27 protein-coding genes are annotated in these 23,785 nt (G+C 63.7%); 12 read left to right on the top strand and 15 right to left on the bottom strand.

The features are described from left to right. Positions 1-38 precede the first annotated feature (38 nt). Both moeZ and GN300_RS21755 read right to left on the bottom strand, forming a co-directional pair. Positions 39-1,226 (bottom strand): adenylyltransferase/sulfurtransferase MoeZ, encoded by a 1,188-nt coding sequence (moeZ, locus tag GN300_RS21760; RefSeq protein ID WP_003942292.1) that lies wholly within the window; start codon positions 1,224-1,226, stop codon positions 39-41. Between the two features lie 47 nt (positions 1,227-1,273). Beyond that, positions 1,274-2,320, bottom strand: a complete 1,047-nt coding sequence (locus tag GN300_RS21755) for a DUF3152 domain-containing protein (RefSeq protein WP_007731223.1) — start codon at positions 2,318-2,320, stop codon at positions 1,274-1,276. 328 nt (positions 2,321-2,648) lie between these two features. On the opposite strand from GN300_RS21755, the gene GN300_RS21750 reads away from it, so the two are divergent. Beyond that, complete coding sequence (locus tag GN300_RS21750; protein ID WP_003942309.1) at positions 2,649-3,320, top strand: TetR/AcrR family transcriptional regulator; 672 nt, start codon at positions 2,649-2,651, stop codon at positions 3,318-3,320. 69 nt (positions 3,321-3,389) lie between these two features. Here the strand turns inward: GN300_RS21750 and GN300_RS21745 are convergent, their stop codons facing one another. Together GN300_RS21745 and GN300_RS21740 are read right to left on the bottom strand one after the other, a co-directional pair. Then, the gene (locus GN300_RS21745) at positions 3,390-3,620 is read right to left on the bottom strand and encodes a DUF3107 domain-containing protein (RefSeq protein WP_003942312.1); all 231 of its coding nucleotides are present in this window, start codon (positions 3,618-3,620) and stop codon (positions 3,390-3,392) included. A 107-nt stretch (positions 3,621-3,727) separates the two neighbouring features. Then, positions 3,728-4,423: a ferritin-like fold-containing protein gene (locus GN300_RS21740; protein WP_063316748.1), complete on the bottom strand. Its 696-nt coding sequence runs from the start codon at positions 4,421-4,423 to the stop codon at positions 3,728-3,730. 377 nt (positions 4,424-4,800) lie between these two features. On the opposite strand from GN300_RS21740, the gene GN300_RS21735 reads away from it, so the two are divergent. Then, positions 4,801-6,405 carry a DEAD/DEAH box helicase gene (locus tag GN300_RS21735; protein ID WP_063316629.1) on the top strand — a complete coding sequence of 535 codons (1,605 nt, stop codon included), beginning with the start codon at positions 4,801-4,803 and terminating at the stop codon, positions 6,403-6,405. A 9-nt stretch (positions 6,406-6,414) separates the two neighbouring features. Next, positions 6,415-7,617 carry a PQQ-binding-like beta-propeller repeat protein gene (locus tag GN300_RS21730; RefSeq protein WP_030534999.1) on the top strand — a complete coding sequence of 401 codons (1,203 nt, stop codon included), beginning with the start codon at positions 6,415-6,417 and terminating at the stop codon, positions 7,615-7,617. 13 nt (positions 7,618-7,630) lie between these two features. On the opposite strand, the gene GN300_RS21725 is transcribed toward GN300_RS21730, so the two are convergent. Continuing rightward, a complete protein-coding gene (locus GN300_RS21725) occupies positions 7,631-8,428 on the bottom strand; it encodes a ParA family protein (protein WP_030535000.1) in 798 nt (265 codons plus the stop codon). Between the two features lie 71 nt (positions 8,429-8,499). Between GN300_RS21725 and GN300_RS21720 the strand changes: the two genes are divergently transcribed. Together GN300_RS21720 and GN300_RS21715 are read left to right on the top strand one after the other, a co-directional pair. After that, positions 8,500-9,123 carry an acid phosphatase gene (locus GN300_RS21720; RefSeq protein WP_080552758.1) on the top strand — a complete coding sequence of 208 codons (624 nt, stop codon included), beginning with the start codon at positions 8,500-8,502 and terminating at the stop codon, positions 9,121-9,123. Positions 9,124-9,140: 17 nt separating this feature from the next. Next, positions 9,141-9,620 (top strand): GNAT family N-acetyltransferase, encoded by a 480-nt coding sequence (locus GN300_RS21715; protein ID WP_003940724.1) that lies wholly within the window; start codon positions 9,141-9,143, stop codon positions 9,618-9,620. A gap of 26 nt (positions 9,621-9,646) precedes the next feature. On the opposite strand, the gene GN300_RS21710 is transcribed toward GN300_RS21715, so the two are convergent. Then, complete coding sequence (locus GN300_RS21710) at positions 9,647-10,117, bottom strand: membrane protein (protein WP_019747799.1); 471 nt, start codon at positions 10,115-10,117, stop codon at positions 9,647-9,649. Positions 10,118-10,158: 41 nt separating this feature from the next. Here GN300_RS21710 and GN300_RS21705 point away from each other — a divergent pair, with 41 nt between their 5' ends. Beyond that, positions 10,159-11,115, top strand: a complete 957-nt coding sequence (locus GN300_RS21705; RefSeq protein WP_063316630.1) for a diacylglycerol kinase family protein — start codon at positions 10,159-10,161, stop codon at positions 11,113-11,115. A 255-nt stretch (positions 11,116-11,370) separates the two neighbouring features. Next, positions 11,371-11,625, top strand: coding sequence for a WhiB family transcriptional regulator (locus tag GN300_RS21700; protein ID WP_003940950.1), 255 nt, complete (start codon positions 11,371-11,373; stop codon positions 11,623-11,625). A 119-nt stretch (positions 11,626-11,744) separates the two neighbouring features. Here GN300_RS21700 and GN300_RS21695 read toward each other — a convergent pair whose 3' ends face one another. Then, positions 11,745-13,247 (bottom strand): sensor histidine kinase, encoded by a 1,503-nt coding sequence (locus GN300_RS21695; RefSeq protein ID WP_003940890.1) that lies wholly within the window; start codon positions 13,245-13,247, stop codon positions 11,745-11,747. Between the two features lie 8 nt (positions 13,248-13,255). After that, complete coding sequence (locus tag GN300_RS21690; protein ID WP_007731208.1) at positions 13,256-13,471, bottom strand: biotin/lipoyl-binding carrier protein; 216 nt, start codon at positions 13,469-13,471, stop codon at positions 13,256-13,258. A gap of 136 nt (positions 13,472-13,607) precedes the next feature. On the opposite strand from GN300_RS21690, the gene GN300_RS30020 reads away from it, so the two are divergent. Further along, positions 13,608-13,682: a 50S ribosomal protein bL37 gene (locus GN300_RS30020; protein WP_022597109.1), complete on the top strand. Its 75-nt coding sequence runs from the start codon at positions 13,608-13,610 to the stop codon at positions 13,680-13,682. A 102-nt stretch (positions 13,683-13,784) separates the two neighbouring features. On the opposite strand, the gene rsrA is transcribed toward GN300_RS30020, so the two are convergent. Together rsrA and GN300_RS21680 are read right to left on the bottom strand one after the other, a co-directional pair. Then, entirely contained in the window at positions 13,785-14,066 is a 282-nt protein-coding gene (gene rsrA, locus GN300_RS21685) for a mycothiol system anti-sigma-R factor (protein WP_003940722.1), read from the bottom strand. After that, positions 14,063-14,761 carry a sigma-70 family RNA polymerase sigma factor gene (locus GN300_RS21680; protein ID WP_042922166.1) on the bottom strand — a complete coding sequence of 233 codons (699 nt, stop codon included), beginning with the start codon at positions 14,759-14,761 and terminating at the stop codon, positions 14,063-14,065. Before GN300_RS21680 ends, rsrA begins: the two co-directional genes overlap by 4 nt. A gap of 207 nt (positions 14,762-14,968) precedes the next feature. On the opposite strand from GN300_RS21680, the gene ybaK reads away from it, so the two are divergent. Further along, positions 14,969-15,463: a Cys-tRNA(Pro) deacylase gene (ybaK, locus tag GN300_RS21675; RefSeq protein WP_047271686.1), complete on the top strand. Its 495-nt coding sequence runs from the start codon at positions 14,969-14,971 to the stop codon at positions 15,461-15,463. Positions 15,464-15,487: 24 nt separating this feature from the next. Beyond that, positions 15,488-16,201 carry an SIMPL domain-containing protein gene (locus GN300_RS21670; RefSeq protein WP_021332569.1) on the top strand — a complete coding sequence of 238 codons (714 nt, stop codon included), beginning with the start codon at positions 15,488-15,490 and terminating at the stop codon, positions 16,199-16,201. A 3-nt stretch (positions 16,202-16,204) separates the two neighbouring features. On the opposite strand, the gene GN300_RS21665 is transcribed toward GN300_RS21670, so the two are convergent. Further along, positions 16,205-16,957, bottom strand: a complete 753-nt coding sequence (locus GN300_RS21665; RefSeq protein WP_020969226.1) for an SOS response-associated peptidase — start codon at positions 16,955-16,957, stop codon at positions 16,205-16,207. A 49-nt stretch (positions 16,958-17,006) separates the two neighbouring features. Between GN300_RS21665 and aroA the strand changes: the two genes are divergently transcribed. After that, complete coding sequence (gene aroA, locus GN300_RS21660) at positions 17,007-18,320, top strand: 3-phosphoshikimate 1-carboxyvinyltransferase (RefSeq protein ID WP_063316631.1); 1,314 nt, start codon at positions 17,007-17,009, stop codon at positions 18,318-18,320. Then, on the top strand, positions 18,269-19,306 hold the full coding sequence (rsgA, locus tag GN300_RS21655) for a ribosome small subunit-dependent GTPase A (RefSeq protein ID WP_007731200.1): 1,038 nt from the start codon (positions 18,269-18,271) through the stop codon (positions 19,304-19,306). Before aroA ends, rsgA begins: the two co-directional genes overlap by 52 nt. Before the next feature lie 97 nt (positions 19,307-19,403). Here the strand turns inward: rsgA and GN300_RS21650 are convergent, their stop codons facing one another. The 4 genes from GN300_RS21650 to GN300_RS21635 all read right to left on the bottom strand — a co-directional run bounded on the left by GN300_RS21650 (position 19,404) and on the right by GN300_RS21635 (position 23,782). Then, entirely contained in the window at positions 19,404-20,645 is a 1,242-nt protein-coding gene (locus tag GN300_RS21650; protein ID WP_003940700.1) for a fatty acid desaturase, read from the bottom strand. 138 nt (positions 20,646-20,783) lie between these two features. After that, positions 20,784-22,046 carry an acyl-CoA desaturase gene (locus tag GN300_RS21645; protein ID WP_003940901.1) on the bottom strand — a complete coding sequence of 421 codons (1,263 nt, stop codon included), beginning with the start codon at positions 22,044-22,046 and terminating at the stop codon, positions 20,784-20,786. Between the two features lie 24 nt (positions 22,047-22,070). Further along, entirely contained in the window at positions 22,071-23,189 is a 1,119-nt protein-coding gene (locus GN300_RS21640; RefSeq protein ID WP_042450110.1) for a ferredoxin reductase, read from the bottom strand. Positions 23,190-23,281: 92 nt separating this feature from the next. Next, positions 23,282-23,782 carry a hypothetical protein gene (locus tag GN300_RS21635; protein ID WP_030535010.1) on the bottom strand — a complete coding sequence of 167 codons (501 nt, stop codon included), beginning with the start codon at positions 23,780-23,782 and terminating at the stop codon, positions 23,282-23,284. Between the last annotated feature and the right edge of the window lie 3 nt (positions 23,783-23,785).

Here is a 23,785-nt window from a genome sequence, read left to right as displayed (position 1 = left end):
CGCTACCGGTGCGCGGCGCCGCCTCCCGCGAGGCGCGCCTAGTAGACCGGCAGACTCGCATCCACCTGGTTCGCCCAGGCGATCGCGCCGCCTTGAACGTGGACCGCGTCGGAGAAACCGGCGTTCTTGAGAAATGCGAGTGCCTCGGCGGAACGAATGCCGGTTTTGCAGTACAGCACTATCTGCTTGTTCTGCGGCAACGTCGCCAGAGCTTCACCGGACAGGATGCGGTCCTTCGGGATCAGCACGGCCCCCGGCAGATGCATGATGTCCCATTCAACCGGTTCTCGTACGTCGACCAGCTCGATCGACCGTCCCTCGCCGATCATGGCCTCCAGTTCGGGCGCCGTGATCGTCGAACCGACAGCAGCGGCACTCGCCTCTTCGGACACGACACCGCAGAACGCGTCGTAGTCGATCAAGGCGGTGACCGGCACGCGGGTCGGATCACGCTGAAGGCGGATCGTCCGGAACGTCATCGCAAGTGCGTCGTAGATCATCAGGCGTCCGAGAAGCGGTTCGCCGATCCCCGTGATGAGCTTGACCGCCTCGGTCGCCATGATCGAACCGACGGTCGCGGGCAGGACTCCGAGCACACCACCCTCGGCGCACGAGGGGACCATGCCTGGCGGCGGCGCCTCCGGGTAAAGATCGCGATAGTTCAGTCCCGCGCCGTCCGGGGCGTCTTCCCAGAAGACCGAGACCTGCCCTTCGAAGCGGTAGATCGAGCCCCACACGTACGGCTTTCCCGCGATGACGGCAGCATCGTTGACGAGGTACCGCGTCGCGAAGTTGTCCGTACCGTCCAGGATCAGGTCGTACTCGGAGAACAGTTCGACCGCGTTGGAGTTGTCGAGGCGGAACTCGTGCAACCGGACGTCGACGTGCTCGTTGATTTCGAGAATCGACTCCTTCGCGCTGAGCGCCTTCGGGCGTCCGACGTCGGAGCGTCCGTGAATCACCTGACGCTGCAGGTTCGACATGTCGACCTCGTCGAACTCGACGATCCCGATGGTGCCCACTCCTGCGGCCGCGAGGTAGAGCAGTGCCGGTGAACCCAATCCACCGGCGCCGATGAACAGGACTCGTGCATTCTTGAGCCGCTTCTGACCGGTCATGCCTACGTTCGGGATGATCAGGTGCCGGCTGTATCGGGCAACTTCCTCCCGGCTCAACTCGGCTGCCGGCTCCACCAGTGGTGGCAATACGACGGGTGTTGCAGACACCGCGAAACACTCCTAGTTCAAGACGAGATCAGGGATTCTCGATCCGGTCACGCTCGGGGGTACGGCCACGGATTGAAGCGGCACGTGAGTCCGTTCATCGGAACGACGCCCTCGGGATCAAGCCTAGCGATGTCGTTGTTCGCGGTTCCGAAGGTCTGCTGCATCATGATCGGTGCGAGTCCGCCTTCGGTCTCGCACGGCTGATGAGCGGCGTATCCGATGGCATGGCCGACCTCGTGATTGATCTGATACTGCCGATACGAGCCGATGTCGCCCTGGAACGAAATGGCGCCTCGCACCCATCGCGGTTCGTTGAGCAGGACTCGGTCCATGCTCGGGTTGTAGCAGGATCCTTCGAGTTCGATTTCGTATCCACAGCCTTCGCGGATCGTCATCTGTGAGGTCAAGGAGATCCGGAAGTCCGGCTCGCCGGCGTCGACGCGCCGGAACGCGACCTTGGGATCGTTGGTCCAACTCTTCGGATTGGCCAGTGTCTGGTCGACCATGCGTCCGTACGATTCGTCTCCGCCGAAGCCGGTCGTGTCGACGCCGTCCTCGATCTCGACCGTGTACGTGAACTCGCGTTCGGTTCCCTGTCCGACCTTGCCCGTCGTACCTGGTACGACGTGCCACGTTCCACCCCCCGCGACGGTGAAGGGACCACCGTCGGGAAGGGCACCGGACGGTATCGACGAGGCAAAAGTTCCGTCTCCGGCCGGTGGGGCGCCGATGACGTCGGTTCCGTCGGTGCTGTGCGCGAGGTCGGCGGTGGCCGACGTCTTGCTCGCGGAGTCTGTGGCGTCCGGCCGTACCGCATCGACGATCACAAGAATGGTGAGCACCACGAGAACCGGAATCGCGTAGGCCCGCCAACCGTAGGTCGAGACGAAGCGCCCGAGCTTGCTCTGCTTTCGCGCTGCCCGGTCCGGTCGCGGATTACGCGGGGTTCGGCCCACTTCTCGTTTGGTCGGATCCCATTGGGCGCGCAAAGGCTGATGGGAGGAAATGCCGCGATAGTCGCGTTCGCCGTAGGCACGATCATCCGGCACCTCCGGCCGACGTTCGTCGCGAGGCGCTCCAGTTCCGCTACGCATTCGACGTTCCTCACGTTCAGGGTTCTGCGTAGTTCGTCCACGCATGCGCGGTCCCCCTGGGTCAGTCACGTCGTCCAGAATCTCACACACGGCAAGTCGCTCGCCCGGGCTGACCGAAACTTGCTGGTCCTGGCGTGTCATGGCAGCCCGTCCTGTAACGAGAAAGACCGCTGGTCTCGCTCACCGAGGCACGCGCGACTCGCCCGGGCGACACACGGTATCGTTCATTCGGCTACGACCGGTGTGACGGAGGATACTGGCGGGTACGCACACGCGACTCGCGGATCCGCGCGCCGACCGAATTACTTTTGCTCAGATTGGAAGCGACATGACAGAACTCGCGGATCGGACTGACTCCGATCGCGGTACAACGGCTGGCAAGCCTGCCGGAACACGTCGCAGCACCCGCCTCCCCCGCGATGCGCGCCGCCTCCAGCTCCTCGCAGCTGCAAGTGAGGTATTCGTTGCGAACGGGTACCACTCGGCCGGCATGGACGAGATCGCCGAATGTGCCGGTGTCAGCAAGCCAGTTCTGTACCAACATTTCCCAGGCAAACTCGAACTGTACGTCGCAGTCCTGCAGAGTTACGTCGACAGCCTCATCTCGGGTGTACGCCAGGCCCTGCGATCGACGACGGACAACAAACAGCGTGTCCGCGCCGCGGTCCAGGCGTTCTTCGACTTCGTCGACAACGACTCCCAGGGCTTCCGCCTGGTGTTCGAGTCCGACATCATGGGCGAACCTCAGGTCCAGACACGCGTCGAACAAGCCACCGAAGCCTGCGTCGACGCCGTGTTCGACCTGGTGAGTCAGGATTCCGGACTCGATCCGTACCGTGCGCGCATCCTTGCGGTCGGTCTTGTCGGTGCCAGCCAGTTCACTGCGCGGTACTGGCTCGAGGCCGCGCGGCCGATCCCGAAGGAAGAAGCCGTGGAAATCACCGTGACCCTCGCGTGGGGCGGTCTCTCACACGTGCCGCTGCAAGCCGAAACGAAGTAACCGGAACCCGAACGAGAATGGGCGGGCAGTCTCACGACTGCCCGCCCATTCTGCTGTTACAGCTACGCGTCAGACGGTAGGCGCGAATCCGACCTTGCGGATATCGGACGGACCGATCTCCACGTACGCCACACGAGAAGCCTGCACCAGGAACTTGCGGCCCTTGTCGTCGACGAGAGCCAGAACCGGCTCGCGGCCACCGAGGACAGCCGCGACCAGTGTCTCGACCTCGTCAGGGGTCTGTTCGCTGTTGACGATGAGCTCACGCGGGCTGTCGATTACACCGATCTTGACCTCCACGGTCAACCTCCGAACTGTTCGTGAATTACATCCGTTGTCGACGCAAGGCTAATGCAGCAACGACCGCCCACGCTCCTCTGCACGCTGTGCCCAGAGCGAACAGGCACCTAGACGAGTCCGAGAATCGCCATCCGCTCGGCATGCTTCGCCTGCATGCCGTCGAACAACGCGACAACTCCGTTGAGGTCGCCGGAGGCGGAGATCACCAGATCGGTGAGATCTTCACGCTGCGCCAGCACGAACTGTGCCTGCGTGATTGCTTCGCCCAGAAGACGGCGTCCCCACAGCATCAACCGGTCCTTGGCCCGAGTACTGGCCTCCACTGCTGCCTTCACCTCGAGCACCACGAACTCCGAGTGGCCCGTCTGGGACAGCACGTCCTCGACGATTTCCGCGACATCCGCCGGGAGGGAGTGCCCGATCTCGCGATAGAAGTCGGCAGCGATTCCGTCGCCGACGTACGCCTTCACGAGCGATTCCAGCCACGTCGACGGTGTCGTCGACGCGTGGTAGTTGTCGAGAGCTCGAACGAACGGGTCCACGACGGCGAAGATCTCGTGGCCACGTTCCGTCAACGCCGTTTCCAGAGTCTCGAAGTGGTCCATCTCGGCGGCGGCCATGCTGGCGAACGCCACCTTGCCTCGCAGGTCCGGTGCCATTTGTGCGTCCTCCGCCAAACGGTAGAACGCCGAAATCTCGCCATACGCGAGAACGGCAAACAAATCGATCACGCCAGGGTGATCGGAAGCGACTCGGCCTCCGGTTCCAGCGTCCGTCGAAGCATCAAGATCGTGTGCGCCCATGACTACGAACTGTAGTGCTTCGACGGCCGACGCGACCGGCAAGGACCGCATGTCCGATTCGGTGATCTTCGACATGTCATCGCGAGGGACGGACAACGTGCAGCTACAATGGTCTTGGGAGTTCGCCAGTTCCCCCGGGCCAATTGGTTAGCCGGGACGGCTGTATTCACACGAACCCCACCGATAATGTGCGCGCACCTGCATCGACGGTTGTCGCCCGCTTCGCCGAGATCTCCGGACGGTTCGAATTCGTCCGAGGGGAATTCAGTGCTGAGGCGTAGGCATGACCGAAGAAAAAGAGGGCATCGACATCGGCCGACTTACGGCCTGGCCCCTTACCTTGTGCGTGCGTACCGCCACGAGGAAAGGCTAGTCCCCTGAGCAAGATCACTGTCGACCACGAAGACGAAGCAACCGAGAACACCGTTTCCGTCCAGCTCGACGACACCCATGTACCCCCGAGCTTCGCCGAACTCGGTGTCCGCGACGAAATCGTCCGCGCACTGAACGAGATCGGCATCGAGCGCACCTTCGCCATCCAGGAACTCACCCTTCCGTTGGCTCTCGCCGGTGACGACCTCATCGGTCAGGCCCGCACCGGAATGGGCAAGACCTTCGGTTTCGGCGTCCCGCTCCTGCATCGCATCGTCACCGCCGAGAACGGCACAGCTGTTCTCGACGGCACGCCCCGCGCTCTGATCATCGTTCCCACCCGCGAGCTGTGCATCCAGGTTGCCCGCGACCTCGAGAACGCCAGCAAGTACCTCCGGGTCGGCGACCGCGGTCTCCAGGTTCTGCCCATCTACGGCGGCCGTCCGTACGAGGCGCAGATCTCGGCACTCCAGAAGGGCGTCGACGTTGTCGTCGGCACCCCGGGTCGCCTGCTCGACCTCGCCAACCAGTCGCACCTGATCCTGGGCAAGGTGGGCGTTCTCGTCCTCGACGAGGCCGACGAAATGCTCGACCTGGGATTCCTCCCCGACATCGAACGCCTCATGGGCATGGTCCCCGACAAGCGTCAGACGATGCTCTTCTCCGCGACGATGCCCGGCCCGATCATCACCCTGGCGCGTACCTTCCTGACGCAGCCGACGCACATCCGCGCCGAAGAGGCCGAATCCTCCGCGGTGCACGATCGCACCAGCCAGCACATCTACCGTGCACACGCGCTCGACAAGGCCGAGATGGTCGCCCGCGTCCTGCAGGCCGAAGGCCGCGGCGCGACGATGATCTTCACCCGCACCAAGCGCACAGCCCAGAAGGTGGCCGACGATCTCGCGGAACGCGGCTTCTCCGTCGGTGCCGTCCACGGTGACCTCGGACAGATCGCCCGTGAAAAGGCGCTGAAGGGCTTCCGTAACGGCAAGGTCGACGTTCTGGTCGCCACCGACGTCGCTGCCCGCGGTATCGACATCGACGACGTCACCCACGTCATCAACTACCAGTGCCCCGAGGACGAGAAGACCTACGTCCACCGCATCGGTCGTACCGGCCGCGCCGGACGCACCGGCATCGCCGTCACGCTGGTCGACTGGGACGACATCCCTCGCTGGCAGCTCATCGACAAGGCACTGAGCCTCGGAATCCCCGACCCGGTCGAGACCTACTCCAGCTCGCCGCACCTCTACGAAGAGTTGTCCATTCCGGCCGATGCCAAGGGCACTGTTCGCAAGGCCAAGGCCGCACCTGAGAAGGCAGCAACGGACAAGGCAGCAACGGAAAAAGCAGACGCGCCGAAGTCGACCGACTCGGACGGCAACGAAGAGAAGGCCGCTCCCCGCCGCAACCGGACCCGTCGCCGCACCCGCGCCGGCGCTTCGACCGACGCCCCGACGTCCACCACCGCCGGCGCCACCACAGCTCCCCCTTCGGCACCCGCGGCAACCGCTGCCGAGAACTCGGACGAAGACGGAGCGGCCAAGCCGCGTCGCCGTCGGCGTCGTCGCCCCGCGGCTTCCGCGACGGCAGGCGCCGCAGAGTAAGCTGCCGATGTGCTGGCTCCCGAAAGGCGTACTCGCTCAGATGTGATCGGTGCGCTGGCAATCGCGCTGGCCGTAATCGTGGCGGTGACCGTTGTGTGGTTGCGCAGTGATGCGCGCGGAACCACCTCGGTCACCGCTGAATCTCCACTCCCACCTCTGTCGACGTCGGTGTTGTTACCCGACATCCTGAAGCAGACGTGGGAATCTCCCAGTGCCGACTCGACGGCACCGATCACCGTCGGAAATGCCGTCGTCACCGCCGACGGCTCCGAGGTGATCGGCCGCGATCCGGCAACGGGCGAAGAAGTGTGGCGATACGCGCGCAACATTCCGCTGTGCGGCGCGATCGGTTCGTGGGATCGCGTCGTCAGCGTCTATCAGGACGATCGCGGTTGCTCTCAGGTCACGTCGCTGGTCGCCGACACCGGCGCCCGAAAGGACCAGCGCAACAGCGACGCCGATTCTGCGGTCAGCCTTTCAGCGGACGGCACCTACCTGATTTCGCGCGGCAGTGAGCGAATGGAGCTGTGGCGCTCGGACCTCGTCCGAACCCTCGAGTACGGCCGGGTCGACGCGAAGGTCAACCCCAACAAGCAACCCCGCACCGGATGCACGCTGCTCGACGCTGCGTCGAGCGCCAACCGAGTCTCGGTACTCGAGCGCTGCCCCGGTGAAGCCTCCAACAGGTTGACGGTGATGAATCCCGCACCCAAGGACGCCCAGGAACCCGAAGAGTACGGATCCGCGATTCTCCTCGACTCCGAGGGCGCCCGCCTGCTTGCCGTGGCCGGCGAAAAGACGGCCGTCTACCTCCCTGCCGCCAACGGAACCGTTTCTCGCATCACCATTTTCGACGGATCCGGCAATCCGATCGTCGACTATCCGATCGAGGGAACGGTGACCGAAGGCGCCCGCACCCACGCCGACAAGGCTTCGATCACGTGGTGGACCGGCTCGCAGACCGTCAACCTGCGCCTGAGCGATCTGGCTCCGACGTGGATCGTCAACGGAACGTCCGGACCCGGAAGCATGGTTGCCGGTCAGATGCTCATCCCCGTTCCGGGCGGCATTGCAGCCGTCAGTCCGTCGGACGGAGCGGTGCAGCGCATGATCGCAGTCGACCGCGGTGAGACGGCGACACCGATCGTGCTCGCCAGTGCGGGCGAGACGATTCTGGAACAGCGCGGCGATACCTTGTTCGCGCTGCGCTAGAAGCTCACCTTCCTCAGATCGCCAGCTCCGGCGCGAAAGTCACGACTTCGTTTCCAGCCCAATGCTTTACGAGATTGTCCGCGAGTTCACGATAGGCATCCGCACCCTTGTTCTTTCGTCCGGCGAGGACCGTCGCGCCCGACGCGGACGCCTCGGCGAACTTGACGGTGCGTGGGATCGGAGGCGCCAGAACGGCCAGGGAGTAGCGGTCGCTGACGTCGGCGAGCACGTCGCGACTGTGCGTGGTTCGAGCGTCGTACAGAGTCGGAAGTGCGCCGAGCAGAACAAGATCCGGGTTGGTGATGGCTTGGACTTCACGAACCGTACGCAGCAGCTGTCCGACGCCGCGGTGTGCGAGGGTTTCGCATTGCAGTGGAACCAGAACCGACTGCGCCGCAGTCAATCCGTTGAGTGTGAGCACACCCAACGACGGTGGGCAGTCGATGATGATGACGTCGTAAGAGCCCAGGAGCGGAGACAGCGCCCGCTTGAGCGCGAACTCTCGACCGGGTCGCATCAGGAGCAGCGCTTCGGCGCCCGCGAGATCGATCGTGGCCGGCAGGAGATCCATACCGTCGTCCGTCTTCAGCACGGCGTCGACCGCGTCGAGATCACCCGCCAGGACCTCGTTGACCGAACGCTCGAGGCGATCCGGGTTGTGTCCGAGCGAGAACGTCAGGCAGCCCTGCGGGTCGAGATCCACCACCAAGACTCGTTGTCCGAGCGCGGACAAAGCCGCACCGAGAGAAGCGACGGTAGTGGTTTTAGCCACGCCGCCCTTTTGATTCGCCACTGCGAGAACCGTCGTCACACGTAGATCCTTGCGCACTTCGCGCCAGGAGGCGAGCTACACACGCGAGGCAGCCTGCAATGATGGTCGACATGACGTCCCAGTCCGCCCCCTCGTCGATCCCCCTCGGTGCTCGCGTCGTACTCATGCGACACGGTGAAACCGAGTGGGCACGCACCGGGAAACACACGGGCCGGACCGAGGTTCCGCTGACTCCGCTCGGCGAGATGCAGGCAACCGCGACCGGAAATCGCTTGCGAACCCTCGACCTCCGGAACCCCATGATTCTGACGAGTCCGCGGCTGCGCGCACAGTTGACGGGCGATCTCGCCGGCCTGCCGGAAGAGCGAACCTGGGATGCACTGTCCGAATGGGACTACGGCGATTACGAAGGCCTCACGACGCCCGAGATCCGCGCAACGGTGCCCGATTGGACCGTCTGGACGCACCCGTGCCCCGGCGGCGAGCAGGCCGATCAGATCCACGCCCGGACCGACATGGTGCTGTCGATGGTGCGTTCGCAACTACCCGAACGCGACGTGATCCTGATCGGGCACGGCCACTTCTCACGCGCACTCATCGCCCGCTGGCTCGAGCTCCCGGTGACGGAAGGAAAGCGTTTCGCCTTGTCCCCCGGCGCTTACTCGGTTCTCGGTTACGAGCACGGCGCCACCCACCTCGTCCATCACAACGTGCCGCCGCTCGTCGAGGCTTGAGGCCTAAGATTCTCCCTATGATCCGACGCGCCACGCCCGCAGACGTCCAGCCGATCACCGACATGATCTACGAGTTGGCCGACTACCAGAAGGCCCTCGACGAGTGCACCGTGAAGGCGGAACAGATCGGCGAGGCGTTGTTCGGGCCGGCCGCGACGGCCTTCGCGCACGTCGCTGTGAATTCGGCCGACGACGTCGTCGGCATGGCGTTGTGGTTTCGCAATTTCTCGACGTGGGACGGCGCTCACGGCATCTACCTCGAAGACCTGTACGTCAAGCCCAGTCAGCGCGGATCAGGCCACGGGAAGGCTCTTCTAGCCGCGCTCGCCAAGGAGTGCACCGACAACGACTACACCCGGCTGTCCTGGTCGGTGCTCAACTGGAACACCCCCTCGATCAAGTTCTACGAGTCACTCGGTGCCGACGCGAAGACGGAGTGGACCACGTATCGCCTGACCGGTACTCACCTCGGAGCTCTCGCCGCCGAAGCTGAGTAGGACCGAAGCAGGGTAGGCGTTCCGTCCTACTTGTCCCGCGGCTCTTCGGTCTCGTCCGGGCGTCCCTCTTCCGGCGACACCTCGTCTGCGTACGCTCCGTACTCCGCTGCCATCCATCGAGACGTCGGAGCCGAGAACAGGCAGCCCAGAGCGCCGAGAACGACGACACCCAGAACGATGCCGAGCGGCACCTGATGCGAATCGGTCAGGAGCGACCAGGCGACCGGCAGGAGCAGCAACTGTGCGACGACGGCGATTGCCCGGCCCCACCGGCGGCCCGTCAGCAAAGCGATACCGGCAGCCAACACCGCGCCGCCGAGGATCGCGACCCAGGCGGCAAATCCGTATCCGTTGGTGACGCTCTGATCGTGGCCGGTTGCACCGCGAATCACTGCGACGATCGCGAACCCGGCGGCAACCAGCCCTTGAAGCGTCACGAGGGCACCCGCCCATGTGACTGTCTTGGGCAGGGCGTTCGGACTGGCGGTATTCGGCACGAGGCCAGCCTAGAACACGACACCGGATAGGCTCATGCCCCGTGCGCGCACTGCTGATCGTCAACCCCAATGCCACCTCCACCACCGCTGCCGGTCGTGACCTGTTGGCACACGCCCTCGAGAGTCGGGTGCGACTTACTGTGGCGCACACCACACATCGGGGTCATGCTGCCGAACTGGCGCGCGAAGCCCACGAAGACGGCTTCGGCTCGGTGATCGTCCACGGTGGCGACGGAACGGTCAACGAAGTGGTCAACGGACTGCTCGGGTCACCGCATCCCGCGTCGATGAAATCGGTTCCGGTCGGTCCGATCCCGACGATCGCTGTCGTCCCGGGAGGCTCGGCAAACGTTTTCGCGCGCTCACTCGGTATTGCCGCCGACCCGATCGACGCTACGAACCAACTCGTCGACCTCCTCACCGAACGGACCAGGCGCCGAATCGGGCTCGCACACTGCGACAACCGTTGGTTCACGTTCAATGCCGGAATGGGCCTCGACGCCGATGTGTGCGAGGCCGTCGACGCCAGCCGTAAGAACGGTGACGCCGCCACACCCGCCCGGTATGTCCGAACCGCGATCGCGGCGTTCTTCCGTGCCAAGCGAGCCGAACCAGCGCTGACCGTCCACCTTCCCGATCAGGATCCCGTCTCCGGAGTCCACTACGCATTCGTCTCGAACTCGAGTCCGTGGACATATCTGGAAGAGCGTCCCGTCCACACCAATCCGGGAACGACCTTCGACAGTGGACTCGGCATCTTCGCCATGACGAGCACCAAAGTTCTGCCGTCCCTGCGGGTTGTGCGGCAACTACTCGCACGCGGCGCGGAGCCGAAATCGAAGGTCCTCTTACGCACCGACGACGTCCCGACAATCACCATCGAATCGTCGCGACCGATCGGACTCCAGATGGACGGCGACTACATCGGACTTCGTGAAAAGGTCGAATTCACCTCGGTCCCGGATGCACTGGAAGTGTTCGCACCGATTACGACGTGAGTCAGGCAACACGTTTGACCTGCAAAAACTCTGGTGCCAAAAGGTCGAAATCGGGTAAAATGCCGGTGACGCCCAGGTGGCCGTCAGGTGTGTCACAAATTAGTGAGTTGGCCCACGAACCCGTTCAAACCTATTGACATACCGCGAGTTCGTGAAAGCATTCACAAGTAACAGTGCGGAAACATTGATGACGCACACACAAACTCATTGGTACCAAATGGTGTGAATACACACCCAATTAAGGAGCGAAAAAAGATGGACTGGCGCCACAACGCAATCTGTCGCGACGAGGATCCCGAACTGTTCTTCCCTGTGGGAAACAGTGGACCGGCCCTCGCTCAGATCGCTGATGCCAAGGTTGTCTGCAACCGCTGCCCCGTCACCGCCGAGTGCCTGTCGTGGGCTCTCGAGTCCGGCCAGGATGCAGGCGTCTGGGGCGGAATGAGCGAAGACGAGCGTCGCGCACTCAAGCGTCGTAACGCACGTACCCGTGCACGCACTTCCGTCTAGGTAGAACCGAGACGTTCGACTCGCTGCGGAGAACAGCCCCTCTGCACAGTCGAAGACGACAGCCCGGCACCACATGGTGCCGGGCTTTTTGTCTGCTCGAATCGCTAACGCGGCTCGAATCAGTAACGCGCAGAACGTCTACCGAGCGGCACACGCAGAACCGCGTCGGTACCGCCTCCGCTTCCCGGGTGCAGTCCGAGCGAGCCACCGAGTTCGGCGCCCAGCAAAGTCCGCACGATCTGGAGTCCGAGGCGATCGGATTTCTCGAGGTCGAAGTTCTCCGGCAGGCCGCGCCCGTTGTCGTGGATGATCACGTCCAACCAGCGTGCAGAACGCTCGGCACTGAGTGTGACCGTGCCGGTCACACCCGGATCGAAAGCGTGCTCGATCGCGTTCTGCACCAACTCCGTCAGCACCATGACCAGCGGGGTGGCGCGCTCGGCGGAGAACACTCCGAAACTGCCCTCACGCCGAATCGTCACCGGCACACCTACTCCCGCGACATCGGAGAGCATGGGAACCAACCGGTCGATCACCTCGTCGAGATCCACCTCTTCGTCCACCGACATCGACAAGGTGTCGTGAACGAGGGCGATGGACGTCACGCGTCTCACCGACTCTGTCAACGCTTGTCGCGCTTCGTCGTTGCCGGTTCGCCTGGCCTGTAGACGCAGAAGCGCCGCGACGGTTTGCAGATTGTTCTTCACTCGATGGTGAATCTCGCGGATGGTTGCGTCCTTGCTCAGGAGAGCGCGATCACGACGCTTGACCTCGGTGACGTCGCGGACGACGACCGCAGCACCGACATGCCGGCCGCCAGGCTTGAGAACCAGGGCCCGCAGCAGAACGGTCGCCCCGCGCGCCTCGATCTCCATACGGCGACCGGGCTTGTCCGCCAACGTATCTCGGATGTATCCCGCAGCTTCCTGAGACTCGAACGGGTCGGTGACCAACGAACGGGTCAGCGCTGCGAGGTCTTGGCCCACCAGATCCGAACTCAGACCCATCCGGTGATAGGCCGAGAGCGCGTTCGGGCTGGCATAGACGACTGTGCCTTCGGTATCGAGACGGATGAAGCCGTCGCCCGCACGTGGGCTCGAGTTCGTGTCGGAGCGCGATTCTCGGATCGGGAAGGTTCCGTCGCTGATCATCTGACACAGGTCTTCGGCGCAATCGAGATACGCGAGTTCGAGCGGACTCTGCGCTCGCTGGTGCGACAGGTTGGTGTCGCGGCTCAGAACAGCGATGACTCGCCCGTCCAGACGCACCGGAACGGCTTCCCGACGCGGCGGCATTCCTTCACGCCACGTCTCGTCTTCCCCGCGCACGACGCGGCCCTCCACGAGAGCGCGAAGAACCTGCGGGTGCTCGGACTCGGAAACGACCGTTCCGACCGCATCCTCCGGAAAAGCCGTCGATGCCGTTGTCGGCCGGCAATGCGCGACGCAGATGACCGTCCCCTCGGATCGGTTCTTCTCCGATTCGGTGCCCACCCACAAGAGAACGTCGGCAAAGGAGAGGTCGGCGAGCAGTTGCCACTCCCCCACGACGCGCTGGAGATGGTCGACCGCCGCACCGGGAAGATCGGTGTGTTCGGCGAGGAGGTCACTGAGAGTGGACATCGTGCGGCTTAGGAGATCACGGCGATCAGATCGCCTTGCTGAATCACGTCGCCGACCTTGACGCCCACCGTCGTCACCGTTCCCGGAACCTCGGCCAGGACGGGAATCTCCATCTTCATGGATTCGAGGATGACCAGGGTGTCGCCGTCCGCAACGACGTCTCCCTCGCTCACGACGACCTGGTAGACCGTCGAAACCATCTCGGCGCGCACGTCTTCTGCCATCGTGAACCTCACTTCTGTCGGAACTGCACTCTGACCACGAAAATACGTCGACGGATCACTCGATCGACCTGCCAATGGAACCACACCGGCATCGGCGTGAAACAATGACGCGAAAGAAACAGAAGGGAGACCAATCATGGGTAAGCGTGGTCGTAAGAAGCGCAGCCGTAAGGGCAACGCCGCTAACCATGGCAAGCGTCCAAACGCCTGACATGTAGCGCAACAAAACGTCCGAGGGGCGGGGAAGCATTGCTTCCCCGCCCCTCGGCGTTACTGCCTTCCGACTGCTGCCGCTCAGATCTTCGCTGACGGGCTAGCTGTCGGTTTCGGTAGTCGTTATGACGATGGTCCGACGCAACTCGACGGTGAGCCTCTGACGCAGGCTTTCCGGCGCATGGTCTCCGCCGCACTTACGGTTGATTAGGCTCTTGACCTTCTCTTCGATCCCGTAGGCCTCGAGGCACGATCCACAATCGTCGATATGACGCTGCAGGCGAGCACGACTTGAATCGTCGCATTCACCGTCGAGCATCAACCAGACGTCGGCGATGACTGCCGAGCAGTCGAGCCTTTCGAATTCGTCCTGCTCACTCATCGTGTGACACCTTCCGTCTCGGTGGCTGCGACTGTGGCTGTGTCGACCGCGCCGTCCCGATTGAATCCCCGGTCTTTTGCGACATCGGCCAAAAGACCACGCAATTGCTTGCGACCACGGTGCAGTCGCGACATCACCGTTCCGATGGGTGTGCCCATGATCTCCGCGATCTCCTTGTACGGGAATCCTTCGACATCGGCGTAGTACACGGCCATACGGAATTCCTCGGGAAGCGACTGCAGCGCCGCCTTGATGTCGTCGTCAGGCAACGCGTCGAGCGCCTCCACCTCGGCCGATCGCAGCCCCGTCGAAGTGTGCTCGGCGGTGGCGGCCAACTGCCAGTCGGTGATCTCGTCCGTCGGATACTGCGCGGGTTGGCGCTGCTTCTTGCGGTACGAGTTGATGTAGGTGTTCGTGAGAATCCGGTACAGCCAGGCTTTCAGGTTGGTACCGGCACGGAACGAACGGAAAGCGGTGTACGCCTTGACGTACGTCTCCTGCACGAGATCCTCGGCATCAGCCGGATTCCGCGTCATGCGCAGGGCAGCGCCGTACAACTGGTCGAGCAGCGGGAGCGCGTCGCGCTCGAACCGGGCAATCAACTCATCCGCAGTTTCGGGCGTTTCGGACACTGCGCCGTCGATAGGTTCAGCTACCCCTGACGGTTCGTCCTTGGGCCGGTCGTGTTCCAGCACTCTGATCCCTTCACTAGCCGTAGGGATCAAGGTTACCGCCAACTGAAGATCCGACCCACGGGCCGGTGGTGGCTCACACACAGCCAGCACGGTCGCTCCTTCGCTTCTCGGGACAAGTTTCATCAACTGGTACCAACACGGGAGTCAGCGACTCTGTTCCCGGCCTGGTCGAATGCACCTGTCGGCGATCCACATAGGGTGTTCCACATGGCCGGAACAGCGACCCCTGCGACCGTACTTCTCGACAAGTCGAAGACACCGCACCGCGTCCACAGCTACGACCACGATCCTCGCGCCGAATCTTTCGGCGACGAGGCGGTCACTGCACTGGCAGAGTCGACAGGCGTCGAGGCCGCCCAGATCTTCAAGACCTTGGTCGTCAAACTCGACACCGGCAAGCTCGCCGTCGCGGTCCTGCCGGTCCCGGACAAGCTCTCGCTCAAAGCTGCAGCCGCTGCCCTCGGTGCGAGCAAAGCCGTCATGGCCGATCGCGCCGAAGCCGAGCGCTCGAGCGGCTACGTCTTCGGCGGTATCTCACCGCTCGGCCAGCGCAAGAAACTGCCGACAGTGATCGATGCGTCGGCGCTCGACTGGGACCGCATTCTCTGCAGCGCCGGCCGACGCGGGCTCGAAATCGAGCTGGCTCCGACGGACCTCACGCAGCTCAGTGGCGCGGTCACGGCGCAAATCACGGCGGGCTGAGTATCCGGTCGCTACGGTCTCACCATGCGACCACACCTGAAAACTCTTGCACTGACCGCTGCAGCGGCAGCCCTCACCGTCTCGCTGACGGCCTGCGGGAGTTCGGACAATGCCGCCAAGGAAGTCACGGTAGTCGGATCAGGGCAGGTCCGCGGGGCGCCGGACATCCTTAATGCCGACATCGGCATCGAGGTGGTTGCCCCGGATGTATCGGGAGCGGTCTCGGAGGCGAATGACAAGGCCCGTCAGATGATCGACGCGATAGTCGCCGCCGGGGTTGCCCCCGAGGACGTGCAGACAAGCGATCTGTCCGTCCAGCCGCAGTACGACGCCAGCGGCGGACCGTTCGTCGGCGGCAACGTGACCGGCTACCGGGCGACCAACTCGGTACGAATCGTCGTCCGCGATCTCGACAAGGCCTCTTCTGTCCTGGACGCCGGCATCGCGGCGGGCGGAAACGCGGCACGGCTCGGTAACGTCGCCTTCGCCATCGACGACGACTCTCAGCTTCTGGCCGACGCTCGCACCCGTGCCTTCGAGGACGCGAAGAACCGTGCCGAGCAGTACGCGGATCTGTCCGGTACGTCGCTCGAGAACGTCGTGACCATCACCGAGGCACACGACACGAGTGGCGGTCAGACCATGCGCGCTCCCGACGCCTCGATGTCCGACATGGTTCTCGCCCCGGGAACCCAGCAGGTCTCGTTCGAAGTGACCGTCACCTGGGCTCTCGGCTGACTGCTAGAGCAGGCTGATCTGCTCGCCGGCACGGTCGACGTCCGGCTCGATCAACTCGTGTCCGTTGTTCTTGACACTGTTGACCAGCGGCCGGACTCGATCGACGTCGATCCGCTCGAAGAGGTCCGGTACCGGCTCGAGCAGGGCCGAATCGACGGTGTTGTCGGGATCGAGCCACGCCTCCCAGCGGTCACGAGGCAGGGCGAGGGGCATGCGGTCGTGAACCTGCTCGAGGTGACCGAGAGAGTCGACCGTGACGATCGAGCAGCTCAGGACGGGGCTCGCGTTCTCGACCCTCGGGTCCCGCCAGGCAGACCACACGCCCGCCATGAACAGCCGTGATCCGTCGTCGGGGTGCATGTAGTAAGGAATCTTCGCTGCCTTTTTCCCGCCGGTGGCCTCGGTCTGCCACTCGTACCACCCGTCCATGGGGACCAGGCAACGCTTGAACTTGAAGGCGGTCCGAAACGCCGGCTTCTCCGCCAGCGAGTCGGCGCGGGCGTTGAACAGGACCGGGCCTTTGCCCAGTTCCTTGGTCCACGACGGCACCAATCCCCACCGCATCCGCCGAATCCTCTTGGTCGGATCGCTGTCGGGGTTCTCCCGATCGTGGCGTTCGACGACGGTCAACACCTCGGTCGTGGGGGCCACGTTGTAATCGGCTTCGACGGGCGCCGAGTGGTCGGTCTCGTCGAGCGCGTCGAGTTCCACCGCCAGGGTGGCCGGGTCCGCTGTGGTCGCATACCTTCCGCACATGACACCCAGGGTGGCACGGTTTCGACCATTCCCCCACCGATGAGAGAAGATGGACCATGTGAGTCTGAGTCTGTGGAGCGCCCCGAGGGCCCAAACACCCGTCGATGCAGTGGTGATGCTGCCCGGATCCAAGTCCATCACCAATCGAGCTCTGATTCTGGCCGCACTTGCGGATGGCCCGTCCACGATCACCGGTGCACTCCGCAGCCGTGACGCCGACCTGATGATCGCAGCTCTGCGTGACCTCGGCATCGGCGTCGAGGAAGCCGGTGATGCGACCACGCTTCGCATCACCCCTGGACCCCTGCGCGGCGGCGAGGTCGACTGCGGCCTGGCCGGCACCGTGATGCGCTTCCTGCCGCCACTCGCCGCGATGGCCGACGGCATCGTCCACTTCGACGGCGACGAGCAAGCACGCACACGACCGCTCGGCACCATCTTGGAAGCACTGCGCGGTCTCGGCGCTCGGATCGAGGGTGACGCACTCCCGTTCACCGTCACCGGAACCGGATCCCTACGCGGCGGGACGGTCACCATCGATGCATCCGGTTCGTCGCAGTTCGTCTCCGGTCTCCTGCTCTCGGCTGCTGCGTTCGAAGAGGGTGTCACCGTTCACCACGACGGCAAGCCTGTCCCGTCCATGCCACACATCGACATGACCGTCGAGATGCTCCGCGAGGCCGGAGTTTCCGTGACGACGCCAGCCACGGGCGGTGACGCGGATACCTGGCGTGTGGCACCGGGGCCGGTGCGCGCCGTGGACTGGGCGATCGAACCCGATCTCTCCAACGCCACACCGTTCCTGGCCGCTGCCGCAGTGACCGGCGGAACCGTCAGCGTCCCGATGTGGCCGTCGTCGACGACGCAACCCGGCGACGCGATCCGCGGGATCCTCGCCTCGATGGGGGCCGACGTCACTCTCGCCGATGGTGTCCTGACCGTCCGCGGCCCGGAGAAACTGCGCGGCATCGACATCGACCTCCACGACGTGGGAGAGCTGACCCCCACCGTGGCGGCCCTGGCGGCCCTCGCCGAGGGCACCTCGCATCTACGAGGAATCGCGCACCTGCGCGGGCACGAGACAGACCGTCTCGCCGCCCTCGCCGACGAGATCAACAAACTCGGCGGCTCCGTCACCGAAACCGATGACGGCCTGACGATCGTTCCCGCGGAACTCCATGGCGGACAATGGCTCTCGTATGCCGACCACCGCATGGCAACAGCCGGCGCCATCATCGGCCTGGTCGTCGACGGTGTCGAGGTCGACGATGTCGGAACCACGGCCAAGACACTGCCGGGCTTCGAGAACATGTGGATCGACATGCTCGAGAGTTCGCCGGCGACACCGAAGGCAAGCTTCTGAGTCCGCGGCAGTACGACGAGTCCGACGTCCGGGTACGCCCGGGGCGCGGATCCCGCCCCCGTACGAAGACTCGGCCCGAACATCTCTCGGCCGAATCGGGGATGGTGGTGTCGAAGGATCGTGGCCGTTGGGGTTGCGTCCTCGGCGGCGATCCCGACCGGCTGATCGTCACGATGCGCGCCCGCGAACTTGGCCGAACCCCCATCGTCGTCGGCGATCAGGTGGACATAGTCGGCGATCTGTCGGGCAAAACCGACACCCTGGCGCGCATCGTCCGGGTCTCCGAGCGTTCGACGGTTCTGCGACGGACCGCCGACGACACCGATCCCTTCGAACGTATCGTCGTCGCGAACGCGGAGCAGCTTCTCATCGTCGTGGCACTCGCTGATCCCCCACCGCGCACCGGCTTCGTCGAGCGCGCACTGGTCGCCGCCTACGTGGGTGGCCTGACGCCGATCGTCTGCCTGACCAAGAGCGACCTCGAACCGCCGGAGGAATTCGCGAGCACGTTCGCCGACCTCGACATCCAAGTGGTCGTCGCCGGTCGCGACGATCCCCTGGACGAACTGACGCAGATCCTCGAGCACAAGTTGACCGCCCTGATCGGACATTCCGGCGTCGGAAAGTCGACACTGGTCAATCGCCTTGTCCCCGATGCCAATCGAGCGGTCGGCATCGTATCCGGCGTCGGCAAGGGCCGGCACACGTCGACGCAATCGGTGGCACTCCCGCTCGCCGGTGGCGGCTGGGTGATCGACACCCCGGGCATCCGTTCGTTCGGTCTGGCGCACATCTCGCCCGAGAACGTGGTGGCGGCGTTCTCGGATCTCGCTGCGGCGATCGAGGATTGCCCGCGCGGATGCACGCACCTCGGACCGCCGGCAGATCCCGAATGCAAGCTCGACCTGCTGGAGGGCAAATCAGCTCGACGCGTCGTCGCTGTGCGACAACTGCTGGAAGCGATCAAGTCCAACGATCAGTACTGAGCGCCCCCGAGCGACGTTCCGGGCGAGAACAGCAAGCGGCCCGACACCATCGAATGGTGTCGGGCCGCTTGCTGTCTACGGTCAGCGCAGTCGACGATCAGCGCAGGCCGAGGAGGCTGCGCAGCTTTCCGCTCTTGCGCTTACGTGCGATGGCGCTCTTGAGGCCACTGCGACGCCCGGTCACGGGATCGACAGTCGAGGTCAGTTCGCCGTCGAACATCCGCTCCGACGCCGTCTCGGGCGCATTGTCGACGGTGTCCTTGAGGTACTTGTTGGGCAGCGACAGCTTGGCGATGGTTCGCCAGGACTTGGCGTACTGCACGGCAAGCGGGCCGGTCGTGTACGGCAAGTCGTACTTGTCCGCGAGCTGACGCACCGTGACCGCGATGTCCTTGTAGCGGTTGCTGGGCAGATCGGGGAACAGGTGGTGCTCGATCTGGTAGCTCAGGTTGCCCGTCATGAAGTCCATGAGCGCGCTGCCCTCGATGTTGGCGCTGCCGAGCATCTGACGCAGGTACCACTGAGCCTGCGTTTCCTTGTCGATGTCTTCCTTGGTGAACTTCTCGGCACCGTCCGGGAAGTGGCCGCAGAAGATGACCGCGTTGGTCCACACGTTCCGCAGAGTGTTGGCGGTGAAGTTGGCCGACAACGTGCTCTTCCACGCCGGGCCGGTGATGGCCGGGTAGATGACGTAGTCGCGCAGGACCTGCTTGCCGATCTTCTCGCCGACCTCACGGAGCTTGCGCTGCGTCTCTTCCTTGTCGGCGCGGCCCTTGGCCACCTTGCCGAGCTCGAGGTGCTGTGCGGCGATGCCGTACTCGAAGAACAGCGCGAGCAGCGTGTTGTAGACCAGGTTGCCGGCGTTGAAGGGCTTCCAGCGCTGATCGCGGGTGACGCGGAGGAGTCCGTATCCGACGTCGTCGTCCATTCCGAGGACGTTGGTGTACTTGTGATGCAGGTAGTTGTGGGTCTGCTTCCAGTGCGCAGACGGGCCGGTGACGTCCCACTCCCACGAGGTGGAGTGGATCTCCGGGTCGTTCATCCAGTCCCACTGCCCGTGCATCACGTTGTGCCCGAGTTCCATGTTCTCGATGATCTTCGAGAGCGTCAGCAGGCCAACTCCGGCGAGCCACGCCGGACGACGACGGCTGGCGAAAAGCACTGCGCGGCCGCCGATTTCGAGCGAACGCTGCAGACGAATGACGTTGCGCACGTATCGCGCATCCTTCTCGCCGCGCGACTCCTCGATGTCGCGACGAATCGCGTCGAGTTCGCGGCCGAGCGCTTCGATGTCGGCGTCCGTGAGATGTGCGTATTCCTTGACATCTGCAATCGCCATGGAAAGCCTCCTAGCAGTGAGTTAGGCGCAAAGTAGTAAGTGCAGAACGATCATCGATTCGAATCGTTCAGATCAACTGCACCTACTGTAGCGTAACTTACGGCACCGTAGGTTAGGTTTTTCCCGATGTAACCTATATCACTTCCGGCGCTTCGGCATGCGGGAACGGGCCTGCGACTTGAGTGCGGTCAACAAACCGAGACGCTTACCGGTGATCGGATCGGTACGAAGGTCCTCGACCATCGCCATGGCTGCGTCCCGGAATCCCGAGTCGCGGAACCGCAGTTCCGAAGACGTTTCCGGAGCATTGTCCGAGGTTGCGGTCAGCCACTTGTCCGGCAAAGCCAACTTGTGGATGGTGCGCAGAGCCAGAAGATACTGCTTGAAGAGCGAACCGGTGGTGTACGGGAGATCGAACTTCTCGCACAATGCACGCATCTTCACAGCGATTTCGGGATAGCGGTTGCTCGGCAGATCGGGAAACACGTGGTGCTCGATCTGGTAGCTCAGATTGCCGCTCATGAGTCCCATGAGCTTGCCGGAATTGAAGTTCGCGCTACCGAGCATCTGGCGCAGGTACCACTCGTGACGAGTCTCCTGCTCGAATTCGGCAACCGTGAACTTCTCGGCACCGTCCGGGAAGTGGCCACAGAAGATGACGACGTACGCCCACAGGTTGCGCACGAGGTTCGCGGTCGCATTGGCCGACATGGTCGACTTCCACGCCGGCCCCGTCAGCGCCGGGAACAAGATGAAGTCCTTGCCCACCTGACGAAAGATCTTGCGCGCGAAGTCTTTGTTCGCCTGCGAGTTCAGCTGCCCCTTTTCCGCGCCCTCCAACTCGGCTGCCGCCGTGAGGTCGTGCAGCGCGATGCCCCACTCGAACGTGGCCGCCAAGATCACGTTGGCGATCGGCTGGAAGAGGTTGATCGGCTTCCACGGCTCGTCACGAGTCATACGCAGAATCCCGAAACCGAGATCCTCGTCCATGCCGACGACGTTGGTGTACGTGTGGTGCTGGTAGTTGTGGGCGCGCTTCCAATGCTCGGAAGGACCGGTCTGATCCCACTCCCACGAGACGGAGTGAATCTCGGGATCGTTCATCCAGTCCCATTGCCCGTGCATGACGTTATGCCCGAGCTCCATGTTCTCGATGATCTTCGACAGGCTCAGCAGGGTCGTGCCGACCAACCATGCCGGTCGGTACCGACTGCCGAACAATGCGATACGCCCGCCGAGCTCCAACGCCCGCTGGACGCGAATGACGCGACGAATGTAGCGGGCGTCCCGGATCCCACGAGAGTCTTCGATGTCGAGTCGAATCTGATCGAGTTCACGTCCGAGAGCTTCGACATCGGCCTCGGTGAGGTGCGAAAACTCTTTGATATCGGTGATGGCCACCGTGGTCCTCCGTGTGCCTAGAAGCTATGCGTCCAGCGTACAGTCGCCGGCGGCGGCGGAGATGCACGTCTGGATGCGCTCGCCCTCCGCGTGCTGTTTCCCCGAGCGTAGGTCGATCGCGTGGCCGGCAACGAGAGGTACGACACACGTCTGGCAGATGCCCATGCGGCAACCGAACGGCATCAAGGCACCGGACTGCTCGCCTGCCTCCAGAAGCGTCGTCGCACCGTCGACGGTGATCGTCTTACCCGACTTCTCGAACGTGACCGTGCCACCGTCGGCCGAAGCATCGATGCGCGATACGGCGAACCGCTCCATGTGGAGTCGATCCTCGATGCCTTCCGCCTTCCAGACGTCTTCGAGCTCGTCGAGCAACGGAAGGGGTCCGCACGCCCAGGCGTGGCGCTCGCGCCAGTCGGGGCAGACCGTGTCGAGAGAACTGAGTTTGAACTTTCCGTCACGGCGCGTGAGTTGAACGTGGCTCACGAAGTCCTCGTGCTCGGCGTGCAGTGCTGTGAGTTCGTCGGCGAACATCACGTCGGATTCCGTCGGCGCCGAGTGGATGTGCATGACGTCGGGCAATTGACCGCGCCGGTTCATCGTCCGCAACATGCCCATGACCGGAGTGATGCCACTGCCGGCGGTGATGAACAGGATCTTCTCCGGTGGCGGATCCGGCAACGCGAAGTTGCCCGAAGGCGTGGCCAGTCGAACGATGGTTCCCGACGGCACGGCCCCGCTGACGAGGTGGCTCGAGAGAAAGCCCTCGGGCATGGCCTTGACCGCGATGGAAATGCGCTTGTTCTCCCAGTTGGGAGGCGAGGTAAGTGAGTACGACCGCCAATGCCAACGGCCGTCGATATGCAGACCGATGCCGATGTACTGCCCCGGCTGGTAGTTGAAGTCGAATCCCCAACCCGGCTTGATGACGATGGTCGCCGAGTCCGTGGTCTCGGGCCGGACTTCGACGATCTGGCCGCGCAGCTCGCGGGCGGACCACAACGGATTCGCGAGGTGCAGGTAGTCGTCGGGAAGCAATGGTGTGGTCAGCCGAGCCGCCGCACCGCGAAGCAGATTGAGCTTCGACCGCGCTGCCGGAACTACCGACGCTGCCGGTGCCTCGATCCAGTCCTTCAGACCCATCAGACCTCCACCTCTCACCTTCCGAACCCACTGCCTACGGTACCGTAGGTTATCAGGTTACGGTACCGTAGGTTACTTCACGGTAAGCACATTCACAGCAGGTCGAGCAAGAACGGCAACTCTTGCGCGGCGTACCACGCCAACTCGTGGTCCTCCGCGTCACCGAGCGTGAACTCGGCATCGGCGTCACCGAGATCCGCCGCGTCGACTATGCCAGCAGCGCGCTCGATGTCCGATTCTGCCTGTTCGAGGTCGACATGCACAGATGCAACCTGAGCCATCGTGACAGGACCCGCCAATCGGACTACCGAATCGTCGAGATCTGGCCGTAACTTCACATCGGCATCGTCGACGTCGGCAGCGACGACAGCACGCCGGAAGGTGACGTCACCCTCGGTTCCGGCGATCAGCCGCAGCGACGCACGCGCAGCCTCACCCATGGCGACCTCGGCCAACTCGTCGTCGTCCCCCGCCGCGTACGACTCACGCAGAGTCGGGGTGACCGCAAAAGCCGTCCGGCTCATCGGGTCGAACTCCTGATCTGCGACCAACTGCTGCAAAATCTCGACCGTCGCCGGTACGTACACCCTCATGAG

Source organism: Rhodococcus sp. Ni2 (assembly GCF_021352185.1).
GTDB classification, from domain to species: Bacteria; Actinomycetota; Actinomycetes; order Mycobacteriales; family Mycobacteriaceae; genus Rhodococcus_F; species Rhodococcus_F qingshengii.
The sequence above is the reverse complement of the archived record's forward strand: the minus strand, read 5'-3'. Positions and strand labels throughout refer to the sequence as shown.

Bases quoted from the DNA above. Each gene is read 5' to 3' on its own strand.
- GN300_RS21665 (WP_020969226.1), bottom strand. From the start codon at position 16,957: ATGTGCGGAAGGTATGCGACCACAGCGGACCCGGCCACCCTGGCGGTG.
- GN300_RS21650 (WP_003940700.1), bottom strand. From the start codon at position 20,645: ATGGCGATTGCAGATGTCAAGGAATACGCACATCTCACGGACGCCGAC.
- GN300_RS21690 (WP_007731208.1), bottom strand. From the start codon at position 13,471: ATGGCAGAAGACGTGCGCGCCGAGATGGTTTCGACGGTCTACCAGGTC.
- GN300_RS21715 (WP_003940724.1), top strand. From the start codon at position 9,141: ATGATCCGACGCGCCACGCCCGCAGACGTCCAGCCGATCACCGACATG.
- rsrA (WP_003940722.1), bottom strand. From the start codon at position 14,066: ATGAGTGAGCAGGACGAATTCGAAAGGCTCGACTGCTCGGCAGTCATC.
- GN300_RS21720 (WP_080552758.1), top strand. From the start codon at position 8,500: ATGACGTCCCAGTCCGCCCCCTCGTCGATCCCCCTCGGTGCTCGCGTC.
- aroA (WP_063316631.1), top strand. From the start codon at position 17,007: ATGGACCATGTGAGTCTGAGTCTGTGGAGCGCCCCGAGGGCCCAAACA.
- GN300_RS21755 (WP_007731223.1), bottom strand. From the start codon at position 2,320: ATGCGTAGCGGAACTGGAGCGCCTCGCGACGAACGTCGGCCGGAGGTG.
- GN300_RS21635 (WP_030535010.1), bottom strand. From the start codon at position 23,782: ATGAGGGTGTACGTACCGGCGACGGTCGAGATTTTGCAGCAGTTGGTC.
- GN300_RS21700 (WP_003940950.1), top strand. From the start codon at position 11,371: ATGGACTGGCGCCACAACGCAATCTGTCGCGACGAGGATCCCGAACTG.
- GN300_RS21670 (WP_021332569.1), top strand. From the start codon at position 15,488: ATGCGACCACACCTGAAAACTCTTGCACTGACCGCTGCAGCGGCAGCC.
- GN300_RS21750 (WP_003942309.1), top strand. From the start codon at position 2,649: ATGACAGAACTCGCGGATCGGACTGACTCCGATCGCGGTACAACGGCT.
- GN300_RS21740 (WP_063316748.1), bottom strand. From the start codon at position 4,423: ATGGGCGCACACGATCTTGATGCTTCGACGGACGCTGGAACCGGAGGC.
- GN300_RS21695 (WP_003940890.1), bottom strand. From the start codon at position 13,247: ATGTCCACTCTCAGTGACCTCCTCGCCGAACACACCGATCTTCCCGGT.
- ybaK (WP_047271686.1), top strand. From the start codon at position 14,969: ATGGCCGGAACAGCGACCCCTGCGACCGTACTTCTCGACAAGTCGAAG.
- GN300_RS21640 (WP_042450110.1), bottom strand. From the start codon at position 23,189: ATGGGTCTGAAGGACTGGATCGAGGCACCGGCAGCGTCGGTAGTTCCG.